The following is a 19,447-nucleotide window of genomic DNA, read 5'->3' as shown; positions in this document are numbered from 1 at the left end:
CGAACACAGAAGTTAAGCCCTAGTACGCCTGATGTAGTTGGGGGTTGCCCCCTGTTAGATACGGTAGTCGCTTAGCGCAAAGGGAGTTTAGCTCAGCTGGGAGAGCATCTGCCTTACAAGCAGAGGGTCAGCGGTTCGATCCCGTTAACTCCCATAGGTCCCGTGGTGTAGCGGTTATCACGTCGCCCTGTCACGGCGAAGATCGCGGGTTCGATTCCCGTCGGGACCGTTCAAGTAGAAATATTTGAGACTCGTTAGCTCAGTTGGTAGAGCAATTGACTTTTAATCAATGGGTCACTGGTTCGAGCCCAGTACGGGTCATATATGCGGGTGTGGCGGAATTGGCAGACGCACCAGATTTAGGATCTGGCGCTTAACGGCGTGGGGGTTCAAGTCCCTTCACCCGCATTAGAAAAGTTAGCCGGCTTAGCTCAGTTGGTAGAGCATCTGATTTGTAATCAGAGGGTCGCGTGTTCAAGTCATGTAGCCGGCATAAAATGCGAACGTAGTTCAGTGGTAGAACATCACCTTGCCAAGGTGGGGGTCGCGGGTTCGAATCCCGTCGTTCGCTTGAGGAGCCGGGGTGGCGGAACTGGCAGACGCACAGGACTTAAAATCCTGCGAAAGGAAACTTTCGTACCGGTTCGATCCCGGTCCTCGGCATAATAAAATAATGAGCACCCTTAGCTCAACTGGATAGAGTACCTGACTACGAATCAGGCGGTTAGAGGTTCGACTCCTCTAGGGTGCATTTTATCGGGAAGTAGCTCAGCTTGGTAGAGCACTTGGTTTGGGACCAAGGGGTCGCAGGTTCGAATCCTGTCTTCCCGATTTATGGCGGTGTAGCTCAGCTGGCTAGAGCGTCCGGTTCATACCCGGGAGGTCGGGGGTTCGATCCCCTTCGCCGCTATATATATGGATTTCTTGGACCTTTAGCTCAACTGGTTAGAGCACTCGGCTCATAACCGAGCGGTCGTAGGTTCGAGTCCTACAAGGTCCATATATTAATTATAATATTTGGAGGATTACCCAAGTCCGGCTGAAGGGAACGGTCTTGAAAACCGTCAGGCGTGTAAAAGCGTGCGTGGGTTCGAATCCCACATCCTCCTTATAATTAACGCGGGATGGAGCAGCTAGGTAGCTCGTCGGGCTCATAACCCGAAGGTCGTAGGTTCAAATCCTGCTCCCGCAATATGGCTCGGTAGCTCAGTTGGTAGAGCAATGGATTGAAGCTCCATGTGTCGGCGGTTCGATTCCGTCTCGCGCCATTTTGTTAAGCGGGTGTAGTTTAGTGGTAAAACAACAGCCTTCCAAGCTGTTGTCGCGAGTTCGATTCTCGTCACCCGCTTTATTTGGATATTATAGCCAAGCATTTGCTTGGGCGCGTAGCTCAGATGGTTAGAGCGCACGCCTGATAAGCGTGAGGTCGGTGGTTCGATTCCACTCGTGCCCATATTGGAGAATTACTCAAGAGGCTGAAGAGGACGGTTTGCTAAATCGTTAGGTCGGGTAACTGGCGCGGGGGTTCGAATCCCCCATTCTCCGTAGTATTATGACGAATTATCTTTTAGATAATTCGTTTTCTTTTTTTTGAGGTGACAAAATGAAAAATAGTTTTTATCGATTTCTTCTTTATGGGTTTATTATTATTCTATTTTTTGTAATGCTTTTTTCTTTTGTCTTTACTAATAAAAAATTAACGAAGGATATCTCTTTTAATGTATCTGGTTTGGTTACAAAAGTAGACTCTGTGGTTTCAGTTCCATTTACTGCACTATCAAAATCTCACAATGTTCTTTCTGATCTTTTATCAACTTATTCTGAGAATCGTGATTTAAAAAAATCTTTATCAAATTTAGAAAATCAATCGGCTATTATTTCTAACTTGCAAGAAGAGAATGATTCTTTAAGAGCATCGCTTAATCTTTCGGACAAGCTAAGTCGTGATAATGTTCTCACTGCTGAAGTTTCTATGAGACCTTCTGTGACTTGGTTAAAAGAGTTAACTATTAATGTGGGTAAGTCTAAGAATGTTAGTAAATCTATGCTAGCAACTTCTAATGGTGGAGTTATTGGCTTTGTAACTAAAGTTTATGATGATACAACAACTATTTCTTTACTTTCTAGTAGTTCTAGTGATAGCTACCTTGCATCTAGTGTTAAATCAGAGGACGATAATCAGATTTTCGGGATTATATCACGTTATGACAATAAAAAGAAGCTATTAGAGATGACACAACTTAATTCATCTTCTAACGTTAAGGTCGGCACTGAAGTAGTCACAAGTGGTCTTGATGATGTATCAGTAAAGGATGTTCCAATTGGTACTGTAGACTCTGTTATTGATTATGAAGGAAATCGTACGATTTTGGTAAAACCTTATGCTGATTTTGATAAAATTTCTTATGTTACTTTAGTTGGAGATGGTAAATAATATGAAATTGTCCAAGTATTCTATTATTCCTTTCTTACTGAGTATTGTCCCTTTTCTATGGGATGGTCATATTTCTATGATACTTAATCATTATTTATCCCCTGAATTTTTTCTATCATCTCATCTTTTTATTATTTATATTTTCATCTTAACTCTTGATTTTCCAAATAAGTATGCATTTCTTTACCTTATTTGTTTTGGATTTCTTTATGATACCTATTATTTCAAAACAGTTGGTATAGTGATTCTAACTCTGCCACTGTTATGCTATCTGTTAACTCAGCTAGGACGAATTGTTAAGAGAAATACCTATGTTGATTTTTTGTTAATGTTTTTATTCTTATTTCTTTTTGATACCATAAATTTTGGCTTTGCCGTATTTTATGGTTTCACCAATGAGTCTGTGACTGATTTTATTATTTATCAACTAAGTCCTAGTATAGTATTTAATCTTTTGATCTTTATCTTTATTAAACCTATTCTTGAAAAATTATTTTTATATCTGTCAGTTGATAGATTTAAATAGAACTGTAATATTGGCGTAACAAAGTTTGCGTCATTTTTTGTTACAATAAGAAGGTCTTATCGAAAAGGAGTAGTATTTTATATTATGAAAAAACGTATTCTTTCTGCAGTGTTGGTAAGTGGTGTAACCTTATCAGCAGCTGCATCAGTACATGCAGAGGATTATGATTCGCAAATCGCTGCTGCAGATAATGCAATTAGTAACCTTGCTTCTCAACAAGAGACTGCACAAGCACAAGTTGCTACAATCCAATCTCAAGTATCTACACTTAGAACACAAAAATCAGAATTGGAAACTAAAAATGCTGAACTTGAAAAAGTGTCAGCAGATTTGGAATCTGAAATTCAAGAATTATCAAGTAAAATTGTAGCTCGTCAAGATTCTTTGGCGAAACAAGCTCGTAGTGCTCAACAAAATAATACTGCGACTAGCTACATCAACTCTATCTTGAACTCTAAGTCAATCTCTGAAGCTATTACTCGTATCACAGCTATTTCAAAAGTTGTTACGGCTAATAATGACATGTTGACAAAACAAGAGTCTGATCAAAAAGAGCTTGCTGCAAAGCAAGAACAAAACCAAGCTGCTATTAATGAAATTGCAACTAATAAAGCTGAGCTTGAAACAACAGAAGCTGGTTTGACAACTCAACAAGCTGAACTAGAAGCAGCACAAGTTACTTTGGCTGCAGAATTGGCTACAGCACAAGATGAAAAAACATCACTTGTTTCTGCTAAATCAACTGCAGAAGCTGTGGCAGCTTCAACTGCAGCATCAGTTGCTCAGTCTCAAGCAATTGCAGAATCAGAGGCAGCAGCACAAGCAGTAGCATCTTCAGAAGCGGCAGCATTTGTAGCTCAATCAGAGGCGGCAGCAACTTCAGAAGCTGTAGCTCAACCTTCTGAAGCTACTGTTTCAGAAACAGCGACAGCCTCAGAAGTAGCACAAGAACCGGTTTCATCAGAAACTTCAGAAACTACTCAAGAGCCAACTGTTGCAACTTCAGAAGCAACACAAGAGCCTGCTGCTCCAGTAACATCTGAAGCACAGCCAGAATCAGCTGCGTCAGAGGCACAACAAGAGCCTGCTGCCCCAGTAACATCTGAAGCACAACCAGAATCAGCTGCTCCAGCAGCTTCAGAAGCTCCAGCTCCTGCTAGCGAAGCACCTGCGGCAACTTCAGAAGCACCTGCAAGTCAAGCGCCTGCAGCTTCAGAAGCTCCAGCTCCTGCTGCTGAAACACCTAAAGTATCAGCAGCATCAACTCCTAATACATATCCAGTTGGTCAATGTACTTGGGGTGCTAAATCATTAGCTTCATGGGTTGGTAATTACTGGGGTAATGCTAAAAACTGGATTGCTAGCGCACAAGCAGCTGGTCACTCAGTTGGTACGACTCCTGTAGCCGGTGCAATTGCGGTTTGGCCAAATGATGGTGGTGGTTATGGTCACGTAGCTTACGTAACATCAGCATCAGGTTCAAATTCAATTCAAGTTATGGAATCAAACTATGCTGGTAACATGTCAATCGGTAACTACCGTGGTACATTTGATCCAACATCTTCAGCTCACGGTGGTTCTGTATATTATATTTACCCATAATGAACACAAAAAAAGCGATTCGAATTTTCTCGAGTCGTTTTTATTTTATGGCAAAATGTCTTTACTTTCTGGAACAGCTTTTAGACGGGAAAATGTCGAGGTTAAGGTTAAATCTTTTTAGTCTTGTTAAGTTACTGTGACACCATTTATTTTGCATTGAAAATCAATCTAAAAAAAGGTAGAATGGTTTAGTAGATATTTTGGAGGAAATCATGTCTTATACGAATTTGAAGTTGTTTGCTTTATCGTCTAACCAGGAATTAGCAGCAAAAGTTGCTGATAAAATGGGTATTGAACTCGGAAAATCAAGTGTTCGTGAATTTTCAGATGGTGAGATTCAAGTTAATATTGAAGAATCTATCCGTGGTCATCACGTTTTTATTCTTCAATCTACAAGCTCCCCTGTAAATGATAACTTGATGGAAATCTTGATTATGGTTGATGCATTAAAACGTGCAAGTGCAGAAACAATCAGTGTTGTTATGCCTTATTATGGTTATGCACGTCAAGACCGTAAGGCACGTTCACGTGAACCAATCACATCTAAGTTGGTTGCTAATATGCTTGAGGTTGCAGGTGTTGATCGACTTTTGACAGTTGACCTCCATGCTTCTCAAATTCAAGGATTCTTTGATATTCCTGTAGACCATTTGATGGGTGCACCACTTATCGCAGATTACTTTGATCGTGCTGGTCTTACTGGGGATGATGTTGTTGTTGTTTCTCCAGACCATGGTGGTGTGACTCGTGCACGAAAACTTGCTCAATGTTTGAAAACACCAATTGCAATCATTGATAAGCGCCGTAGTGTTGATAAAATGAACACTTCTGAGGTTATGAATATTATTGGTAACGTTGAAGGTAAAACATGTATCTTGATTGATGATATGATTGATACTGCGGGTACAATCTGTCATGCGGCGGATGCGCTTGCTGAAGCTGGTGCAACTCATGTTTATGCCTCATGTACTCACCCTGTATTGTCAGGTCCAGCACTTGATAATATTCAAAAATCTGCTATTGAGAAGCTTGTCGTATTGGACACGATTTATCTTCCAGAAGAACGTTTGATTGATAAAATTGAACAAATTTCAATTGCTGATTTGATTTCAGAGGCAATTATTCGTATTCATGAAAAACGTCCATTGTCACCTTTGTTTGAAATGGGCCATAAATAGACTAAAGCTAGCCTAGGCTAGCTTTTTTGATGTTTAAATGCGTTTGAGTTTTTGATATAATGTAAGGCATAATTGCAAAGAGGTGACCGTGATGGATTTAACACAACGTTTTAATAAAAATTTAGATAAGATTGAAGTTTCAATGATTCGTCAGTTTGACCAATCAATTTCAGATGTACCAGGGATCAAAAAGTTGACACTTGGTGAACCTGATTTTACAACTCCAGATCATGTAAAAGAGGCTGCTAAAGCTGCTATCGATGCTAACCAGTCACACTATACAGGTATGGCAGGGCTTCCTGCCTTACGTCAGGCAGCTGCGGAGTTTGTTAAGGAAAAATACAATCTTACTTATAACCCAGAAAATGAAATATTGGTGACTATTGGAGCTACAGAAGCCCTTTCTGCAACTTTGACAGCGATTTTGGAGCCAGGTGATACGATTCTTTTACCTGCACCAGCCTATCCAGGATATGAGCCGATTGCAAATCTAGTTGGTGCTGAAATTGTCGAAATTGATACAACAGCTAATGATTTTGTTTTGACTCCGGAGATGTTAGAAAAGGCAATTTTGGAGCAGGGAGATAAGCTTAAGGCTATTTTGCTTAACTACCCGACTAACCCAACAGGTGTGACTTACTCACGTCAACAGATTAAAGATTTGGCTGAAGTTCTGAAAAAATACGATATTTTTGTTGTTAGTGATGAAGTTTACTCTGAGCTAACTTATGTGGATCACCATGTATCTATTGCTGAGTATTTGCCGGAACAAACGATTTTGATTAATGGTTTGTCTAAATCTCATGCGATGACAGGGTGGCGTATTGGTTTAATTTTCGCACCTGCAGTCTTGACGGCTCAGTTGATTAAGAGTCACCAATATTTGGTAACAGCTGCAGCAACAATGGCGCAATTTGCAGCTATTGAAGCCTTGTCTGCTGGTAAGGATGATGCCCAACCAATGAAAGTTGAGTACTTGAAGCGTCGTGATTATATTCTTGAAAAAATGACTGAACTTGGTTTCAGAATTATTAAACCTGACGGTGCTTTCTACATCTTTGCTAAGATTCCAGAAGGGTATACTCAAGACTCCTTTAAGTTCTGCCAAGACTTTGCTCGTGAAAAAGCTATTGCGATTATCCCAGGGGTCGCTTTTGGGAAGTATGGCGAAGGCTTTGTTCGCTTGTCGTATGCGGCTAGCATGGATACTATTGAAACAGCTATGACTCGTTTGAAAGAGTTTATGGAAGAACATGCAGAAGCTTGAGAGTAGAGGGCTTGTCCTCTTCAATCGTAATTATCGTGAGAATGATAAACTAGTTAAAATTTTTACCGAGCAAGCTGGTAAACGGATGTTTTTTGTTAGAGGTGGTGGGGCAGGTAAATTAAGTGCTGTCATTCAACCTTTGACCATCGCTGAATTCATGATGACTGTAAATGATGAAGGTCTATCTTTCATAGAAGATTATAGCCAGGCAGAGTCCTTCAAGGAAATTACAAGCGATATTTTCAAGCTGTCTTATGCGACCTATTTGGCTGCATTGACAGATGCTACTATTGCTGATGGTGTGACAGATGCGCAATTATTTGTATTCTTGGAGAAGACGCTTGAATTAATGGAAGAAGGCTTGGATCATGAAATATTGACTAATATCTTTGAGATTCAGGTTTTAGACCGTTTCGGCGTACGCTTGAATTTTCACGAGTGTGTCTTTTGTCATCGTGTAGGCCTTCCTTTTGATTTCTCGTTTAAGTTCTCGGGGCTACTTTGTCCAAATCACTATGCAGAGGATGAAAGGCGTAGTCACTTGGACCCTAATGTGCCTTATCTTTTAGATCGTTTTCAGGGGCTTTCCTTTGAAGAATTGAGAAGCATATCTGTTAAGGATGACATGAAACGAAAGCTACGATATTTTATCGATGACCTCTATGATAATTATGTTGGAATACATCTTAAAAGTAAGAAGTTTATTGATAATCTAAATTCTTGGGGCCATATTATGAATAAAGAAGATAGTGCTGACTAGACATTATCTTCTTTTTGTTTCACGTGAAACAGGAAAGTAATGGTTTTCAGTCTCAGGGGTTAAAATGCAGGTCAGTTCGTGCTATAATAATAAGATAATAAGCTGAAAGACTCTGCTAGAAACAGTGAACTAGTCTATTTTAGTTACCTAATATTTTATTGAAAGAAATCTGAGTTTGTTTTTTATGGCAGAGGACGAGAGGGAGAATGCTATGCATGTAATTGCAGTAGATGCTATGGGTGGCGATAATGCGCCACAAGCAATTGTAGAGGGAGTCAACCAAGCTATAGCAGATTTCAAAGATATTGAAATCCAGCTTTATGGTGATGAAGCTAAAATCAAGACTTATTTGACAGCGAATGAACGTGTGAGCATTGTGCATACTGATGAAAAGATAAATTCGGATGATGAGCCAGCTAAAGCTATTCGCAAGAAGAAAAAAGCTTCAATGGTCTTAGGTGCACAAGCTGTTAAGGAGAAAAAAGCAGGTGCCGTGATTTCTGCGGGAAATACAGGTGCCCTTCTTGCCGCAGGTCTCTTCGTGGTCGGACGTATTAAGGGAGTTGAGCGTCCAGGTCTTATGTCAACAATGCCAAGTTTTACTGGTCAACCCTTTGATATGCTTGATTTAGGTGCAAATGCGGAAAATACAGCTAGTCATTTGCATCAATATGCTATTTTAGGCTCTTTCTATGCTAAAAATGTGCGTGGCATTGCCAACCCTCGTGTAGGTCTCCTTAATAATGGGACTGAGGAAACAAAGGGGGATAGTCTTCGTAAGGAGGCTTTTGAACTCCTATCTAAGGAGCCAAGTATTAACTTTGTTGGTAATGTTGAGGCGCGTGAAATTATGTCAGGAGCTGCTGATGTAGTAGTCGCTGATGGTTTCACAGGAAATGCAGTTCTTAAGGCAATTGAAGGAACGGGACTTGGTGCCATGAAGACTCTTAAGTCAGCTATCATGAATGGTGGTCTTAAAGCTAAGTTAGGTGCCTTCCTATTGAAGGATAGTCTAAAAGGTATGAAAGAGACTATGGATTACTCTAGCGCCGGAGGTGCGGTTCTCTTTGGTCTTAAAGCTCCCGTAGTAAAATGTCATGGATCTAGTGATGCTAAGGCAGTTTACTACACTATTAAGCAGGTTCGTACGATGCTTGATACTAAGGTTGTTGAGCAGCTAGTTGAAGCCTTTAGTCCGAAAGAGGAGGCTAACTGATGAGTAGAGTAGAAATTCTTCAGAAAATGCAGCTCGTGATTCAAGAGCAGATGGGTAAAGAGGACATTGTTTTAACCGAAGACACCAAATTAGATGACTTGGGTGTGGATTCAATAGAGCTTATGGAATTCATTATTAATTTGGAGGATGAGTTTGCTCTTGAGATTTCCGATGATACTATTGACCATATGGTTAAGGTAGCTGATTTGTTGGACTATTTGTCTGAGAAATTGAATAAAGAATAAGAAAGCTAGAGTTAGATAAGAGTATAATAGTTGTGTATTATATGATTGTTATTTTGTGGGAGTGAGGCAAGAAACTAAATGTTATATGGATTTAGTTCTGTCACACTCCTTTTTTCTATACATTTTTTATTAGGAAACTCTAAAAAACAATCAAAAGACGAACGTTGTTTTTTTACTAAAGTAATAAAGTTTGCTATATATTGGTTTTTGGATTCTGGTGTGGTATAATTAGAAAGAATAAACTTGAAAGGCGAACAATACCATGTCAAACCAACTAATTTATACTGGTAAAGCTAAAGATATTTATAGTACAGAAGACGAAAATGTGATTAAGTCGGTCTATAAGGACCAAGCAACTATGCTTAATGGTGCTCGTAAGGAGACTATTAAGGGAAAGGGTGTGCTAAATAATCAGATTTCGTCTCTTATTTTTGAAAAATTGAATGCTGCGGGTGTAGCTACTCACTTTATCGAACGTATTTCTGACACAGAACAACTCAACAAGAAAGTGAAAATCATTCCTTTGGAGGTTGTTCTTCGTAACGTGACTGCGGGTTCTTTTTCTAAACGTTTTGGCGTGGAAGAAGGTTTGGACTTGAAAACTCCTATCGTTGAATTTTACTATAAGAACGATGATTTGGATGATCCATTCATCAATGATGAGCATGTGAAGTTCTTGGATATTGCCAATGATGAACAAATTGCTTATATCAAGGAAGAAACGCGTCGTATCAATGAATTGCTGAAAGATTGGTTTGCACAAATTGGTCTTCGTTTGATTGACTTCAAATTGGAATTCGGTTTTGATAAGGATGGCAAAATTATCTTGGCAGATGAATTTTCACCAGATAACTGCCGCCTTTGGGATGCTGAAGGGCACCATATGGACAAGGATGTCTTCCGTCGTGATCTTGGTAGCTTGACAGATGTTTATGAAGTTGTATTGGAAAAATTACAAGGATTGAAGTAGCCTTTTACAAATAGAATACTTGGTCTTCACTACAATCTTTAAGTAGAAATAGATAAAGGAAATAAAATGGATAAACGTATTTTCGTTGAGAAAAAAGCTGATTTTCGTGTGAAATCTCACTCTTTAGTAAAAGAATTAAAGCATAATCTTCAGTTGAAAACTTTGAATGATCTTCGTATTGTTCAAGTTTACGATGTCTTTAATTTGGCAGAGGACTTGTTTGCGCGTGCGGAAAAACATATTTTCTCTGAGCAAGTGACCGATACTGTTTTGGATGAAGCCGCGGTTAAGGCTGATCTTGAGAAGTATGCTTTCTTTGCTATCGAAAGTTTGCCTGGTCAATTTGACCAACGTGCGGCATCTTCACAGGAAGCTTTGCTTTTGCTTGGTAGTTCAAATGATGTAACGGTGAACACAGCGCAACTTTACTTGGTTAACAAGGATATTGATGCGAATGAGTTGGAAGCTGTCAAAAACTACCTCTTGAACCCAGTGGATTCTCGTTTCAAAGACATCACTGTTGGCATTGCTAAACAGGATTTCTCTGAGTCTAACAAGACCATTCCAAGTTTGGATTTCTTTGAAACTTATACGGCAGAAGATTTTGCTAAGTATAAGGCAGAGCAAGGATTGGCAATGGAAGTGGATGACCTTCTATTCATTCAAGATTACTTCAAGTCTATTGGTCGTGTGCCAACTGAGACTGAGCTTAAGGTGTTGGATACTTACTGGTCTGACCACTGTCGTCACACAACTTTCGAGACTGAGTTGAAAAACATCGACTTCTCTGCTTCTAAATTTGAAAAACAATTGCAAGCGACTTATGACAAGTATATTGCCATGCGTGATGAGTTGGGACGTACCGAAAAACCTCAAACCTTGATGGATATGGCGACTATTTTTGGTCGTTATGAGCGTGCCAATGGTCGTTTGGACGACATGGAAGTGTCTGATGAAATCAATGCCTGCTCTGTTGAAATTGAAGTGGATGTCAATGGTGTGAAAGAGCCATGGCTTCTCATGTTCAAGAACGAAACCCACAACCACCCAACGGAGATTGAACCATTTGGTGGTGCAGCTACTTGTATTGGTGGAGCCATTCGTGACCCATTGTCAGGTCGTTCATACGTTTACCAAGCCATGCGTATCTCAGGTGCTGGTGATATTACAACACCAATTGCTGAAACTCGTGCTGGTAAATTGCCACAACAAGTGATTTCTAAAACAGCGGCTCACGGTTATTCTTCATACGGTAACCAAATTGGTCTTGCAACAACCTATGTTCGTGAATACTTCCACCCAGGTTTCGTTGCTAAGCGTATGGAGCTAGGTGCCGTTGTCGGTGCGGCTCCTAAGGAAAATGTTGTCCGTGAAAAACCTGAAGCAGGTGATGTGATTATCTTGCTCGGAGGTAAGACTGGACGTGATGGTGTCGGTGGTGCGACAGGTTCTTCTAAAGTTCAAACGGTTGAATCTGTTGAAACAGCTGGTGCTGAGGTTCAAAAAGGGAATGCCATCGAAGAACGTAAGATTCAACGTCTTTTCCGTAATGGGGATGTGACTCGTCTGATCAAGAAATCAAATGACTTTGGTGCTGGTGGTGTCTGTGTGGCTATCGGTGAATTGGCAGATGGTCTTGAAATTGATCTAGACAAAGTACCATTGAAATACCAAGGTTTGAACGGTACAGAAATTGCCATTTCTGAATCTCAGGAACGTATGGCTGTAGTGGTTCGTCCAGATGATGTAGACGCTTTTGTTGCTGAATGTAATAAAGAAAATATTGATGCTGTTGTCGTTGCGACAGTGACTGAAAAACCAAATCTTGTCATGCACTGGAATGGCGAAACCATCGTTGATTTGGAACGTCGTTTCCTTGATACAAACGGTGTGCGTGTGGTTGTAGATGCTAAGGTGGTTGACAAGGATGTTAATCTTCCAGAAGAACGCCAAACCTCTGCCGAAACCCTTGAAGCTGATACTCTTGAAGTTTTGGCTGACCTTAACCATGCCAGTCAAAAAGGTTTACAAACCATCTTTGATAGCTCAGTTGGTCGTTCAACAGTCAATCACCCACTTGGTGGTCGCTACCAAATCACACCAACTGAAGCTTCTGTACAGAAATTGCCAGTCCAACATGGTGTGACAACAACTGCTTCTGTTATGGCGCAAGGGTTCAACCCTTATGTAGCAGAATGGTCTCCATATCATGGTGCTGCTTATGCGGTCATCGAAGCAACCGCTCGTTTGGTTGCTGCTGGTGCAAACTGGTCTAAGGCTCGTTTCTCTTATCAAGAATACTTCGAGCGTATGGATAAACAAGCAGAGCGTTTTGGTCAACCAGTATCAGCTCTTCTTGGATCCATTGAAGCTCAGATTCAACTTGGGTTGCCATCTATCGGTGGGAAAGACTCTATGTCTGGTACCTTTGAAGAATTGACAGTACCACCAACTTTAGTTGCTTTTGGTGTCACAACTGCAGATAGCCGTAAGGTCCTTTCTCCAGAATTTAAAGCTGCTGGTGAAAATATCTATTACATCCCAGGTCAAGCTTTGGCACAAGAAATTGACTTTGATCTTATCAAGTCTAACTTTGCTAAGTTTGAAGCCATCCAAGCTGATCACAAAGTGACAGCAGCATCAGCTGTCAAATATGGTGGTGTCCTTGAAGCTCTTGCCCTTGCAACATTTGGGAACCATATCGGTGCTAACGTCGAATTAGCTGACCTTGACACCAGCTTGACAGCCCAATTGGGCGGATTCATCTTCACATCGCCTGAAGAAATTGCAGGTATTGCCAAGATTGGACAAACAGCAGCTGACTTTACACTTACTGTCAATGGTGTAACGCTTGATGGACACAAACTTGACAGTGCCTTCCAAGGTAAATTGGAAGAGGTTTACCCAACGGAATTTGCACAAGCAACTGAGTTGGAAGAAGTACCAGCTGTGGCATCAGATGCTGTGATTAAAGCTAAAGAAACAGTTGAGACACCAGTGGTTTACATTCCAGTATTCCCAGGTACTAACTCTGAGTACGATTCAGCTAAGGCCTTTGAAAAAGAAGGTGCAAAAGTTAACTTGGTACCATTTGTAACACTTAATGAAGAAGCTATTGTCAAGTCTGTTGACATCATGGTTGACAATATCGAAAAAGCTAACATTATCTTCTTTGCAGGTGGCTTCTCAGCAGCGGATGAACCAGATGGATCAGCTAAATTTATCGTTAACATCTTGCTCAATGAAAAAGTACGTGCAGCTATTGATAGCTTCATCGAACGTGGTGGTTTGATTATTGGTATCTGTAACGGATTCCAAGCCCTTGTTAAATCAGGTCTTCTTCCATACGGTAACTTTGAAGATGCAAGCAGCACGAGTCCAACACTCTTCTACAATGATGCCAACCAACACGTGGCTAAGATGGTTGAAACACGTATTGCCAACACGAACTCACCATGGCTTGCTGGAGTAGAAGTTGGTGACATCCATGCCATCCCAGTATCACACGGTGAAGGTAAATTTGTCGTGACAGCTGAGGAATTTGCAGAGCTTCGTGACAATGGTCAAATCTTTACCCAATATGTTGACTTCGAAGGTAAACCAAGCATGGATTCTAAATACAATCCTAACGGATCTGTCAATGCAATCGAAGGTATCACAAGCAAGAACGGTCAAATTATTGGTAAGATGGGTCACTCAGAACGTTTCGAAGAGGGTCTCTTCCAAAATATTCCAGGAAATAAAGACCAACACCTCTTTGCGTCAGCGGTTAAATACTTTACTGGAAAATAATAGAGTGTCAAGTGCACTCAGTAATGATATTTTTCAATGTAGCAGTAGTTTTAAAGAGCTTGAAACCTTAAGTTCCAATTAGTGAAATGAGAGGCTAGAAACAGTTTTTCGTTCGCCTTGCATAAGGAAAATATCAAAAATAAAAGGTATAAAAAATGACATACGAAGTTAAATCTCTTAATGAAGAATGTGGTGTTTTTGGTATCTGGGGTCACCCAGATGCTGCCAAATTAACTTATTTCGGACTTCACAGTCTCCAACACCGTGGTCAAGAGGGAGCAGGAATTCTCTCAAATGATGCGGGTCAATTGAAGCGTCATCGTGATATGGGGCTTCTCTCAGAAGTTTTTCGTGATCCAGCCAACTTGGACAAGCTAACTGGAACAGCTGCTATCGGTCATGTTCGTTATGCGACTGCTGGTGAAGCTTCTGTAGACAATATTCAACCTTTCTTGTTTAAGTTTTATGACAATCAGTTTGGACTTGCCCACAACGGGAACTTGACTAATGCAGAGTCACTTAGACGTGAGTTGGAAAAAAATGGTGCAATCTTTAACTCGACTTCTGACTCAGAAATTTTGGCCCACTTGATTCGTCGTAGCCATAACCCATCCTTCATGGGTAAGGTGAAAGAAGCCTTGAACACTGTTAAAGGTGGATTTGCTTACCTCCTCATGCTTGAGGACAAGCTCATTGCAGCCTTGGATCCAAATGGTTTCCGTCCCCTTTCTATTGGTAAGATGGCCAATGGAGCTATTGTGGTTTCATCTGAAACCTGTGCCTTTGAAGTGGTTGGAGCAGAGTGGATTCGCGATGTGAATCCAGGTGAGGTTGTTATCATCGATGATAATGGCATTACTTACGATAACTATACAACGGACACCCAATTGGCTGTTTGCTCAATGGAGTATATTTACTTTGCCCGTCCTGATTCAAATATCCAAGGGGTCAATGTCCATACAGCTCGTAAACGTATGGGTGCTCAATTGGCACGTGAATTCAAACATGAAGCAGATATTGTAGTTGGTGTGCCTAATTCATCACTTAGCGCAGCCATGGGATTTGCAGAAGAATCAGGCTTGCCAAATGAAATGGGCTTGATTAAAAACCAATACACTCAACGTACCTTTATCCAACCAACACAAGAATTACGTGAGCAAGGGGTTCGTATGAAGCTCTCTGCCGTATCAGGTGTTGTTAAAGGCAAACGTGTGGTTATGATTGACGATTCTATTGTACGTGGGACGACCTCACGTCGTATCGTTAATTTGCTAAAAGAAGCAGGAGCAACAGAGGTTCACGTAGCAATCGGTAGTCCAGCCCTTGCCTATCCATGTTTCTACGGTATCGATATTCAAACACGTAAGGAATTGATTGCGGCCAATCATACAGTTGAGGAAACACGAGAAATCATCGGTGCGGATAGCTTGACTTACTTATCAATTGATGGCTTGATTGATTCTATTGGAATTGACACAGATGCACCAAACGGTGGCCTTTGTGTGGCTTACTTCGATGGTAAATATCCAACACCATTGTACGATTACGAAGAACGCTATTTGGAAAGTTTGAAAGAACACACTTCTTTCTATTAAGAGTAGTCTAGAAGGAAAAAAGAGTAAAAAATTATGTCTAAAAATGCTTACGCTCCACGTCTAACTACTGACTAAAAGCTAAAGCATTTGTCAGTAGACGCTTTGCCCTATGGAGTCAAAGCTGGAGACCTGACTAGTATTTTTCTCGAAAAAAGAAAAGGAATAAACAAATGACAAATAAAAATGCGTATGCCCAATCGGGTGTGGACGTTGAAGCAGGTTATGAAGTTGTTGAACGTATCAAAAAACATGTTGCCCGTACAGAGCGTGCAGGTGTCATGGGAGCTCTCGGTGGCTTCGGTGGTATGTTTGACCTTTCAAAAACAGGTGTCAAAGAGCCCGTTTTGATTTCAGGTACAGATGGTGTCGGTACTAAACTCATGCTTGCTATCAAGTACGATAAACACGATACTATCGGTCAAGACTGTGTGGCTATGTGTGTTAACGATATTATCGCTGCAGGTGCTGAGCCCCTTTACTTCCTTGACTACGTAGCAACTGGTAAAAATGAACCAGCTAAATTGGAACAGGTCGTTGCTGGTGTGGCTGAAGGTTGTGTGCAGGCTGGTGCCGCCCTCATCGGTGGTGAAACTGCTGAAATGCCTGGTATGTACGGTGAAGACGACTATGACTTGGCTGGTTTCGCAGTAGGTATCGCTGAAAAATCACAAATCATTGACGGTTCAAAAGTGGCTGAAGGTGATGTGCTTCTTGGACTTGCCTCAAGCGGTATCCACTCAAACGGTTACTCACTCGTGCGTCGTGTCTTTGCGGATTACACAGGTGAAGAAGTTCTCCCAGAACTTGAAGGCAAAAAACTTAAAGACGTTCTTCTTGAACCAACTCGTATCTACGTCAAAGCGGCTTTGCCACTCATCAAAGAAGAATTGGTGAATGGAATTGCCCACATCACAGGTGGTGGTTTCATCGAAAATGTGCCACGTATGTTCTCAGATGACTTGGCTGCTGAAATTGACGAAAGCAAAGTGCCAGTTCTTCCAATTTTCAAAGCTCTTGAAAAATATGGTGAAATCAAACACGAAGAAATGTTTGAAATCTTCAACATGGGTATTGGTCTCATGCTTGCGGTTAAACCGGAAAATGTGGAACGTGTCAAAGAACTTCTTGACGAACCTGTTTATGAAATCGGTCGTATTGTGAAGAAAGATGGCGCTAGTGTGGTGATTAAATAATGGTGCTATCACCATTTTGTACGGAGAAATTGTAGAAAGGAGTGTTTGGTTAGTAAGCCTAACTGAACACGGGACTCATTTTCTAGGAAAAAAGAGAAATCATTTTGTGTGCAAGCACCCAGCAATGATTTCCTATTTTTCTACGAAACTGTTCGGCTAGCCGAAACGTCCCTTTGTATCGAATATGAAGATTGCTGTTTTTGCCTCTGGCAACGGCTCAAACTTTCAGGTGATTGCGGAACAATTTCCAGTAGAATTTGTTTTTTCAGATCACCGTAATGCCTATGTCTTGGAACGTGCCAAGAATCTTAATGTGGTTAGCCATGCCTTTGAACTCAAGGAATTTGACAATAAAGCGTCTTATGAAGAAGCTATCGTCAAACTCTTGGATGATCACCAGATTGATTTGGTTTGTTTGGCCGGTTATATGAAAATCGTCGGCCCAACCTTGCTAGCAGCTTACGAAGGCCGTATTATCAATATTCACCCGGCTTATCTCCCTGAATTTCCAGGGGCTCATGGTATTGAGGATGCTTGGAATGCTGGCGTGGATCAGTCTGGTGTGACCATTCACTGGGTGGATTCTGGCGTTGATACCGGAAAGGTCATCAAACAAGTCCGTGTGCCACGCCTTGAAGGTGATACCCTTGATACTTTCGAAACTCGCATCCACGAAGCAGAGTACAAACTCTATCCAGAAGTGTTGGATAGTTTGGGTGTAGCGAGAAAATAAGAAAGTGCTAGAGCTGAAAGAAAATTTTCGACTGTAGCAGATAAAGAACTTTTTTAAAAAAGGAAAAGAAAGAAAATGACTAAACGAGCACTTATTTCAGTCTCAGACAAAGCGGGCATCGTTGAATTTGCCCAAGAACTCAAAAAACTCGGTTGGGACATCATCTCAACAGGTGGTACCAAGGTTGCCCTTGACAATGCTGGGGTAGACACTATCGCCATTGACGATGTGACTGGTTTCCCAGAAATGATGGACGGACGTGTGAAGACTCTCCACCCAAATATCCACGGTGGTCTCCTCGCTCGTCGTGACCTCGATAGCCACCTTCAAGCGGCTAAGGACAATAATATCGAATTGATTGACCTTGTTGTGGTAAACCTTTATCCATTCAAGGAAACCATTCTCAAACCAGACGTAACTTACGCTGACGCAGTTGAAAACATCGATATCGGTGGTCCATCAATGCTTCGTTCAGCAGCTAAAAACCATGCTAGCGTGACAGTTGTTGTAGACCCTGCTGACTATGCTGTTGTTCTTGATGAATTGTCAGCAAACGGCGAAACAAGCTACGAAACTCGCCAACGTTTGGCAGCGAAAGTATACCGTCACACAGCTTCATACGACGCTTTGATTGCGGAATACTTCACAGCTCAAGTGGGTGAAACAAAACCTGAAAAACTCACTTTGACTTATGACCTCAAGCAACCAATGCGTTACGGTGAAAACCCGCAACAAGACGCAGACTTCTACCAAAAAGGTTTGCCAACGGCTTACTCAATTGCTTCAGCTAAACAACTTAACGGTAAAGAATTGTCATTCAATAATATCCGTGATGCTGATGCTGCTATCCGTATCATCCGTGATTTCAAAGACCGTCCAACAGTTGTGGCTCTCAAACACATGAACCCATGTGGTATCGGTCAAGCTGATGACATTGAAACAGCTTGGGACTACGCTTATGAAGCTGACCCAGTGTCAATCTTCGGTGGTATTGTAGTCCTCAACCGTGAAGTTGATGCTGCGACAGCTAAGAAAATGCATGGTGTTTTCCTTGAAATCATCATTGCACCAAGCTACACAGACGAAGCGCTTGAAATCTTGACAACCAAGAAGAAAAACTTGCGTATCCTTGAGTTGCCATTTGACGCTCAAGATGCTAGCGAAGTAGAAGCAGAATACACTGGTGTTGTCGGTGGACTTCTCGTTCAAAACCAAGATGTTGTTAAAGAAAGTCCAGCTGACTGGCAAGTGGTTACGAAACGCCAACCAACTGAAACAGAAGCGACAGCTCTTGAGTTTGCTTGGAAAGCTATCAAGTACGTCAAATCAAATGGTATCATCGTGACTAACGACCACATGACACTTGGTGTTGGCCCTGGTCAAACTAACCGTGTGGCTTCAGTCCGTATCGCCATTGACCAAGCTAAAGACCGTCTTGATGGCGCTGTTCTTGCTTCAGATGCCTTCTTCCCATTTGCAGATAACGTGGAAGAAATCGCCAAGGCAGGTATTAAGGCTATCATCCAACCAGGTGGCTCAGTGCGTGACCAAGAGTCAATCGAAGCGGCTGATAAACATGGTTTGACAATGATCTTTACAGGCGTTCGTCATTTCCGTCATTAAGAATTTACAAAGCATCCAAGAAATTGGATGTTTTTTAGATGCCTTAAGTTTCCTTTAAGTTCTCCAAGTTATACTAATACCATCCTAAAAAACTTTTCTTTTTCATAAATCTCCTAAGAGCTCAGCATCCGCTGGGCTTTTTTGTTGTCTCACGAAAACCACTAGCTGTGCTAGTGGTTCCGATACAAGAAGACGTGATAGCAGATCAGCTCAGTCTTTTTGAGGAGTATGATCCGTTTACAGGTGAGAAGAATAAAAGAAAGTAGTATTAAAGAGATCCGCTAGTCGGGTCAGCTAGCAAAGGTGGTGCTAA

At 41.3% G+C, this 19,447-nt stretch carries 14 protein-coding genes, 17 tRNA genes and 1 pseudogene; all 32 read left to right on the top strand.

Annotation, left to right across the window (positions count from 1 at the left end; translation table 11 throughout):
- Window positions 1–81 precede the first annotated feature (81 nt).
- Window positions 82–154: transfer RNA gene (locus tag H7T93_RS08630), tRNA-Val, on the top strand.
- 2 nt (window positions 155–156) lie between these two features.
- Window positions 157–229: transfer RNA gene (locus tag H7T93_RS08625), tRNA-Asp, on the top strand.
- A 19-nt stretch (window positions 230–248) separates the two neighbouring features.
- Window positions 249–321: transfer RNA gene (locus H7T93_RS08620), tRNA-Lys, on the top strand.
- A 5-nt stretch (window positions 322–326) separates the two neighbouring features.
- Window positions 327–408 (top strand) — tRNA-Leu (locus tag H7T93_RS08615).
- A 12-nt stretch (window positions 409–420) separates the two neighbouring features.
- Window positions 421–493 (top strand) — tRNA-Thr (locus H7T93_RS08610).
- Between the two features lie 6 nt (window positions 494–499).
- Window positions 500–571 (top strand) — tRNA-Gly (locus tag H7T93_RS08605).
- A 6-nt stretch (window positions 572–577) separates the two neighbouring features.
- A tRNA-Leu gene (locus H7T93_RS08600) sits at window positions 578–663 on the top strand.
- Between the two features lie 14 nt (window positions 664–677).
- Window positions 678–751, top strand: a tRNA-Arg gene (locus tag H7T93_RS08595).
- A gap of 6 nt (window positions 752–757) precedes the next feature.
- Window positions 758–831 (top strand) — tRNA-Pro (locus H7T93_RS08590).
- Window positions 832–836: 5 nt separating this feature from the next.
- Window positions 837–910, top strand: a tRNA-Met gene (locus H7T93_RS08585).
- A gap of 16 nt (window positions 911–926) precedes the next feature.
- Window positions 927–1,000: transfer RNA gene (locus H7T93_RS08580), tRNA-Ile, on the top strand.
- 19 nt (window positions 1,001–1,019) lie between these two features.
- Window positions 1,020–1,109 (top strand) — tRNA-Ser (locus H7T93_RS08575).
- A 9-nt stretch (window positions 1,110–1,118) separates the two neighbouring features.
- A tRNA-Met gene (locus tag H7T93_RS08570) sits at window positions 1,119–1,192 on the top strand.
- Between the two features lie 3 nt (window positions 1,193–1,195).
- Window positions 1,196–1,268: transfer RNA gene (locus H7T93_RS08565), tRNA-Phe, on the top strand.
- A gap of 9 nt (window positions 1,269–1,277) precedes the next feature.
- Window positions 1,278–1,348: transfer RNA gene (locus H7T93_RS08560), tRNA-Gly, on the top strand.
- A 31-nt stretch (window positions 1,349–1,379) separates the two neighbouring features.
- Window positions 1,380–1,453 (top strand) — tRNA-Ile (locus tag H7T93_RS08555).
- A 4-nt stretch (window positions 1,454–1,457) separates the two neighbouring features.
- Window positions 1,458–1,545 (top strand) — tRNA-Ser (locus H7T93_RS08550).
- 58 nt (window positions 1,546–1,603) lie between these two features.
- The gene (mreC, locus tag H7T93_RS08545) at window positions 1,604–2,434 is read left to right on the top strand and encodes a rod shape-determining protein MreC (RefSeq protein ID WP_049545166.1); all 831 of its coding nucleotides are present in this window, start codon (window positions 1,604–1,606) and stop codon (window positions 2,432–2,434) included.
- A gap of 1 nt (window position 2,435) precedes the next feature.
- Window positions 2,436–2,960 carry a rod shape-determining protein MreD gene (gene mreD, locus H7T93_RS08540; RefSeq protein WP_175057340.1) on the top strand — a complete coding sequence of 175 codons (525 nt, stop codon included), beginning with the start codon at window positions 2,436–2,438 and terminating at the stop codon, window positions 2,958–2,960.
- An 84-nt stretch (window positions 2,961–3,044) separates the two neighbouring features.
- Window positions 3,045–4,562, top strand: a complete 1,518-nt coding sequence (locus tag H7T93_RS08535) for a CHAP domain-containing protein (RefSeq protein ID WP_175057341.1) — start codon at window positions 3,045–3,047, stop codon at window positions 4,560–4,562.
- A 212-nt stretch (window positions 4,563–4,774) separates the two neighbouring features.
- On the top strand, window positions 4,775–5,740 hold the full coding sequence (locus H7T93_RS08530; RefSeq protein ID WP_002886286.1) for a ribose-phosphate diphosphokinase: 966 nt from the start codon (window positions 4,775–4,777) through the stop codon (window positions 5,738–5,740).
- Between the two features lie 91 nt (window positions 5,741–5,831).
- A complete protein-coding gene (locus H7T93_RS08525; RefSeq protein WP_175057342.1) occupies window positions 5,832–7,007 on the top strand; it encodes a pyridoxal phosphate-dependent aminotransferase in 1,176 nt (391 codons plus the stop codon).
- Window positions 6,994–7,767 (top strand): DNA repair protein RecO, encoded by a 774-nt coding sequence (gene recO / locus H7T93_RS08520; RefSeq protein ID WP_195918216.1) that lies wholly within the window; start codon window positions 6,994–6,996, stop codon window positions 7,765–7,767. Before H7T93_RS08525 ends, recO begins: the two co-directional genes overlap by 14 nt.
- A 211-nt stretch (window positions 7,768–7,978) precedes the next feature.
- A complete protein-coding gene (plsX, locus tag H7T93_RS08515; protein ID WP_013989885.1) occupies window positions 7,979–8,983 on the top strand; it encodes a phosphate acyltransferase PlsX in 1,005 nt (334 codons plus the stop codon).
- Window positions 8,983–9,228: a phosphopantetheine-binding protein gene (locus tag H7T93_RS08510; protein WP_049545080.1), complete on the top strand. Its 246-nt coding sequence runs from the start codon at window positions 8,983–8,985 to the stop codon at window positions 9,226–9,228. The genes plsX and H7T93_RS08510 overlap by 1 nt, the downstream gene beginning before the upstream one ends.
- Window positions 9,229–9,490: 262 nt before the next feature.
- The gene (gene purC / locus H7T93_RS08505) at window positions 9,491–10,198 is read left to right on the top strand and encodes a phosphoribosylaminoimidazolesuccinocarboxamide synthase (RefSeq protein WP_037599463.1); all 708 of its coding nucleotides are present in this window, start codon (window positions 9,491–9,493) and stop codon (window positions 10,196–10,198) included.
- 66 nt (window positions 10,199–10,264) lie between these two features.
- Window positions 10,265–13,990 carry a phosphoribosylformylglycinamidine synthase gene (locus tag H7T93_RS08500; protein WP_201041821.1) on the top strand — a complete coding sequence of 1,242 codons (3,726 nt, stop codon included), beginning with the start codon at window positions 10,265–10,267 and terminating at the stop codon, window positions 13,988–13,990.
- 155 nt (window positions 13,991–14,145) lie between these two features.
- Window positions 14,146–15,585, top strand: coding sequence for an amidophosphoribosyltransferase (gene purF, locus H7T93_RS08495; protein WP_002889568.1), 1,440 nt, complete (start codon window positions 14,146–14,148; stop codon window positions 15,583–15,585).
- Window positions 15,586–15,755: 170 nt separating this feature from the next.
- Window positions 15,756–16,778: a phosphoribosylformylglycinamidine cyclo-ligase gene (gene purM / locus H7T93_RS08490; protein WP_013989890.1), complete on the top strand. Its 1,023-nt coding sequence runs from the start codon at window positions 15,756–15,758 to the stop codon at window positions 16,776–16,778.
- Between the two features lie 184 nt (window positions 16,779–16,962).
- On the top strand, window positions 16,963–17,511 hold the full coding sequence (purN, locus tag H7T93_RS08485) for a phosphoribosylglycinamide formyltransferase (RefSeq protein ID WP_037604047.1): 549 nt from the start codon (window positions 16,963–16,965) through the stop codon (window positions 17,509–17,511).
- A gap of 75 nt (window positions 17,512–17,586) precedes the next feature.
- A complete protein-coding gene (gene purH, locus H7T93_RS08480; protein ID WP_002889572.1) occupies window positions 17,587–19,134 on the top strand; it encodes a bifunctional phosphoribosylaminoimidazolecarboxamide formyltransferase/IMP cyclohydrolase in 1,548 nt (515 codons plus the stop codon).
- A gap of 182 nt (window positions 19,135–19,316) precedes the next feature.
- Window positions 19,317–19,400 (top strand): annotated as a pseudogene (locus H7T93_RS10000) (IS200/IS605 family transposase); the annotation flags it as partial.
- Between the last annotated feature and the right edge of the window lie 47 nt (window positions 19,401–19,447).

Origin of the sequence: Streptococcus sp. 9.1 (genome assembly GCF_016648815.1) — a bacterium.
GTDB lineage: Bacteria > Bacillota > Bacilli > Lactobacillales > Streptococcaceae > Streptococcus > Streptococcus salivarius_E.
This window is presented reverse-complemented; position numbering and strand designations above follow the sequence as displayed.

Excerpts from the sequence above, each read along its gene's own strand:
- purN (WP_037604047.1), top strand. The coding sequence starts at position 16,963 with ATGAAGATTGCTGTTTTTGCCTCTGGCAACGGCTCAAACTTTCAGGTG.
- recO (WP_195918216.1), top strand. The coding sequence starts at position 6,994 with ATGCAGAAGCTTGAGAGTAGAGGGCTTGTCCTCTTCAATCGTAATTAT.
- H7T93_RS08500 (WP_201041821.1), top strand. The coding sequence starts at position 10,265 with ATGGATAAACGTATTTTCGTTGAGAAAAAAGCTGATTTTCGTGTGAAA.
- H7T93_RS08525 (WP_175057342.1), top strand. The coding sequence starts at position 5,832 with ATGGATTTAACACAACGTTTTAATAAAAATTTAGATAAGATTGAAGTT.
- purC (WP_037599463.1), top strand. The coding sequence starts at position 9,491 with ATGTCAAACCAACTAATTTATACTGGTAAAGCTAAAGATATTTATAGT.
- purH (WP_002889572.1), top strand. The coding sequence starts at position 17,587 with ATGACTAAACGAGCACTTATTTCAGTCTCAGACAAAGCGGGCATCGTT.
- purF (WP_002889568.1), top strand. The coding sequence starts at position 14,146 with ATGACATACGAAGTTAAATCTCTTAATGAAGAATGTGGTGTTTTTGGT.
- H7T93_RS08535 (WP_175057341.1), top strand. The coding sequence starts at position 3,045 with ATGAAAAAACGTATTCTTTCTGCAGTGTTGGTAAGTGGTGTAACCTTA.
- mreC (WP_049545166.1), top strand. The coding sequence starts at position 1,604 with ATGAAAAATAGTTTTTATCGATTTCTTCTTTATGGGTTTATTATTATT.
- H7T93_RS08510 (WP_049545080.1), top strand. The coding sequence starts at position 8,983 with ATGAGTAGAGTAGAAATTCTTCAGAAAATGCAGCTCGTGATTCAAGAG.
- H7T93_RS08530 (WP_002886286.1), top strand. The coding sequence starts at position 4,775 with ATGTCTTATACGAATTTGAAGTTGTTTGCTTTATCGTCTAACCAGGAA.
- plsX (WP_013989885.1), top strand. The coding sequence starts at position 7,979 with ATGCATGTAATTGCAGTAGATGCTATGGGTGGCGATAATGCGCCACAA.
- mreD (WP_175057340.1), top strand. The coding sequence starts at position 2,436 with ATGAAATTGTCCAAGTATTCTATTATTCCTTTCTTACTGAGTATTGTC.
- purM (WP_013989890.1), top strand. The coding sequence starts at position 15,756 with ATGACAAATAAAAATGCGTATGCCCAATCGGGTGTGGACGTTGAAGCA.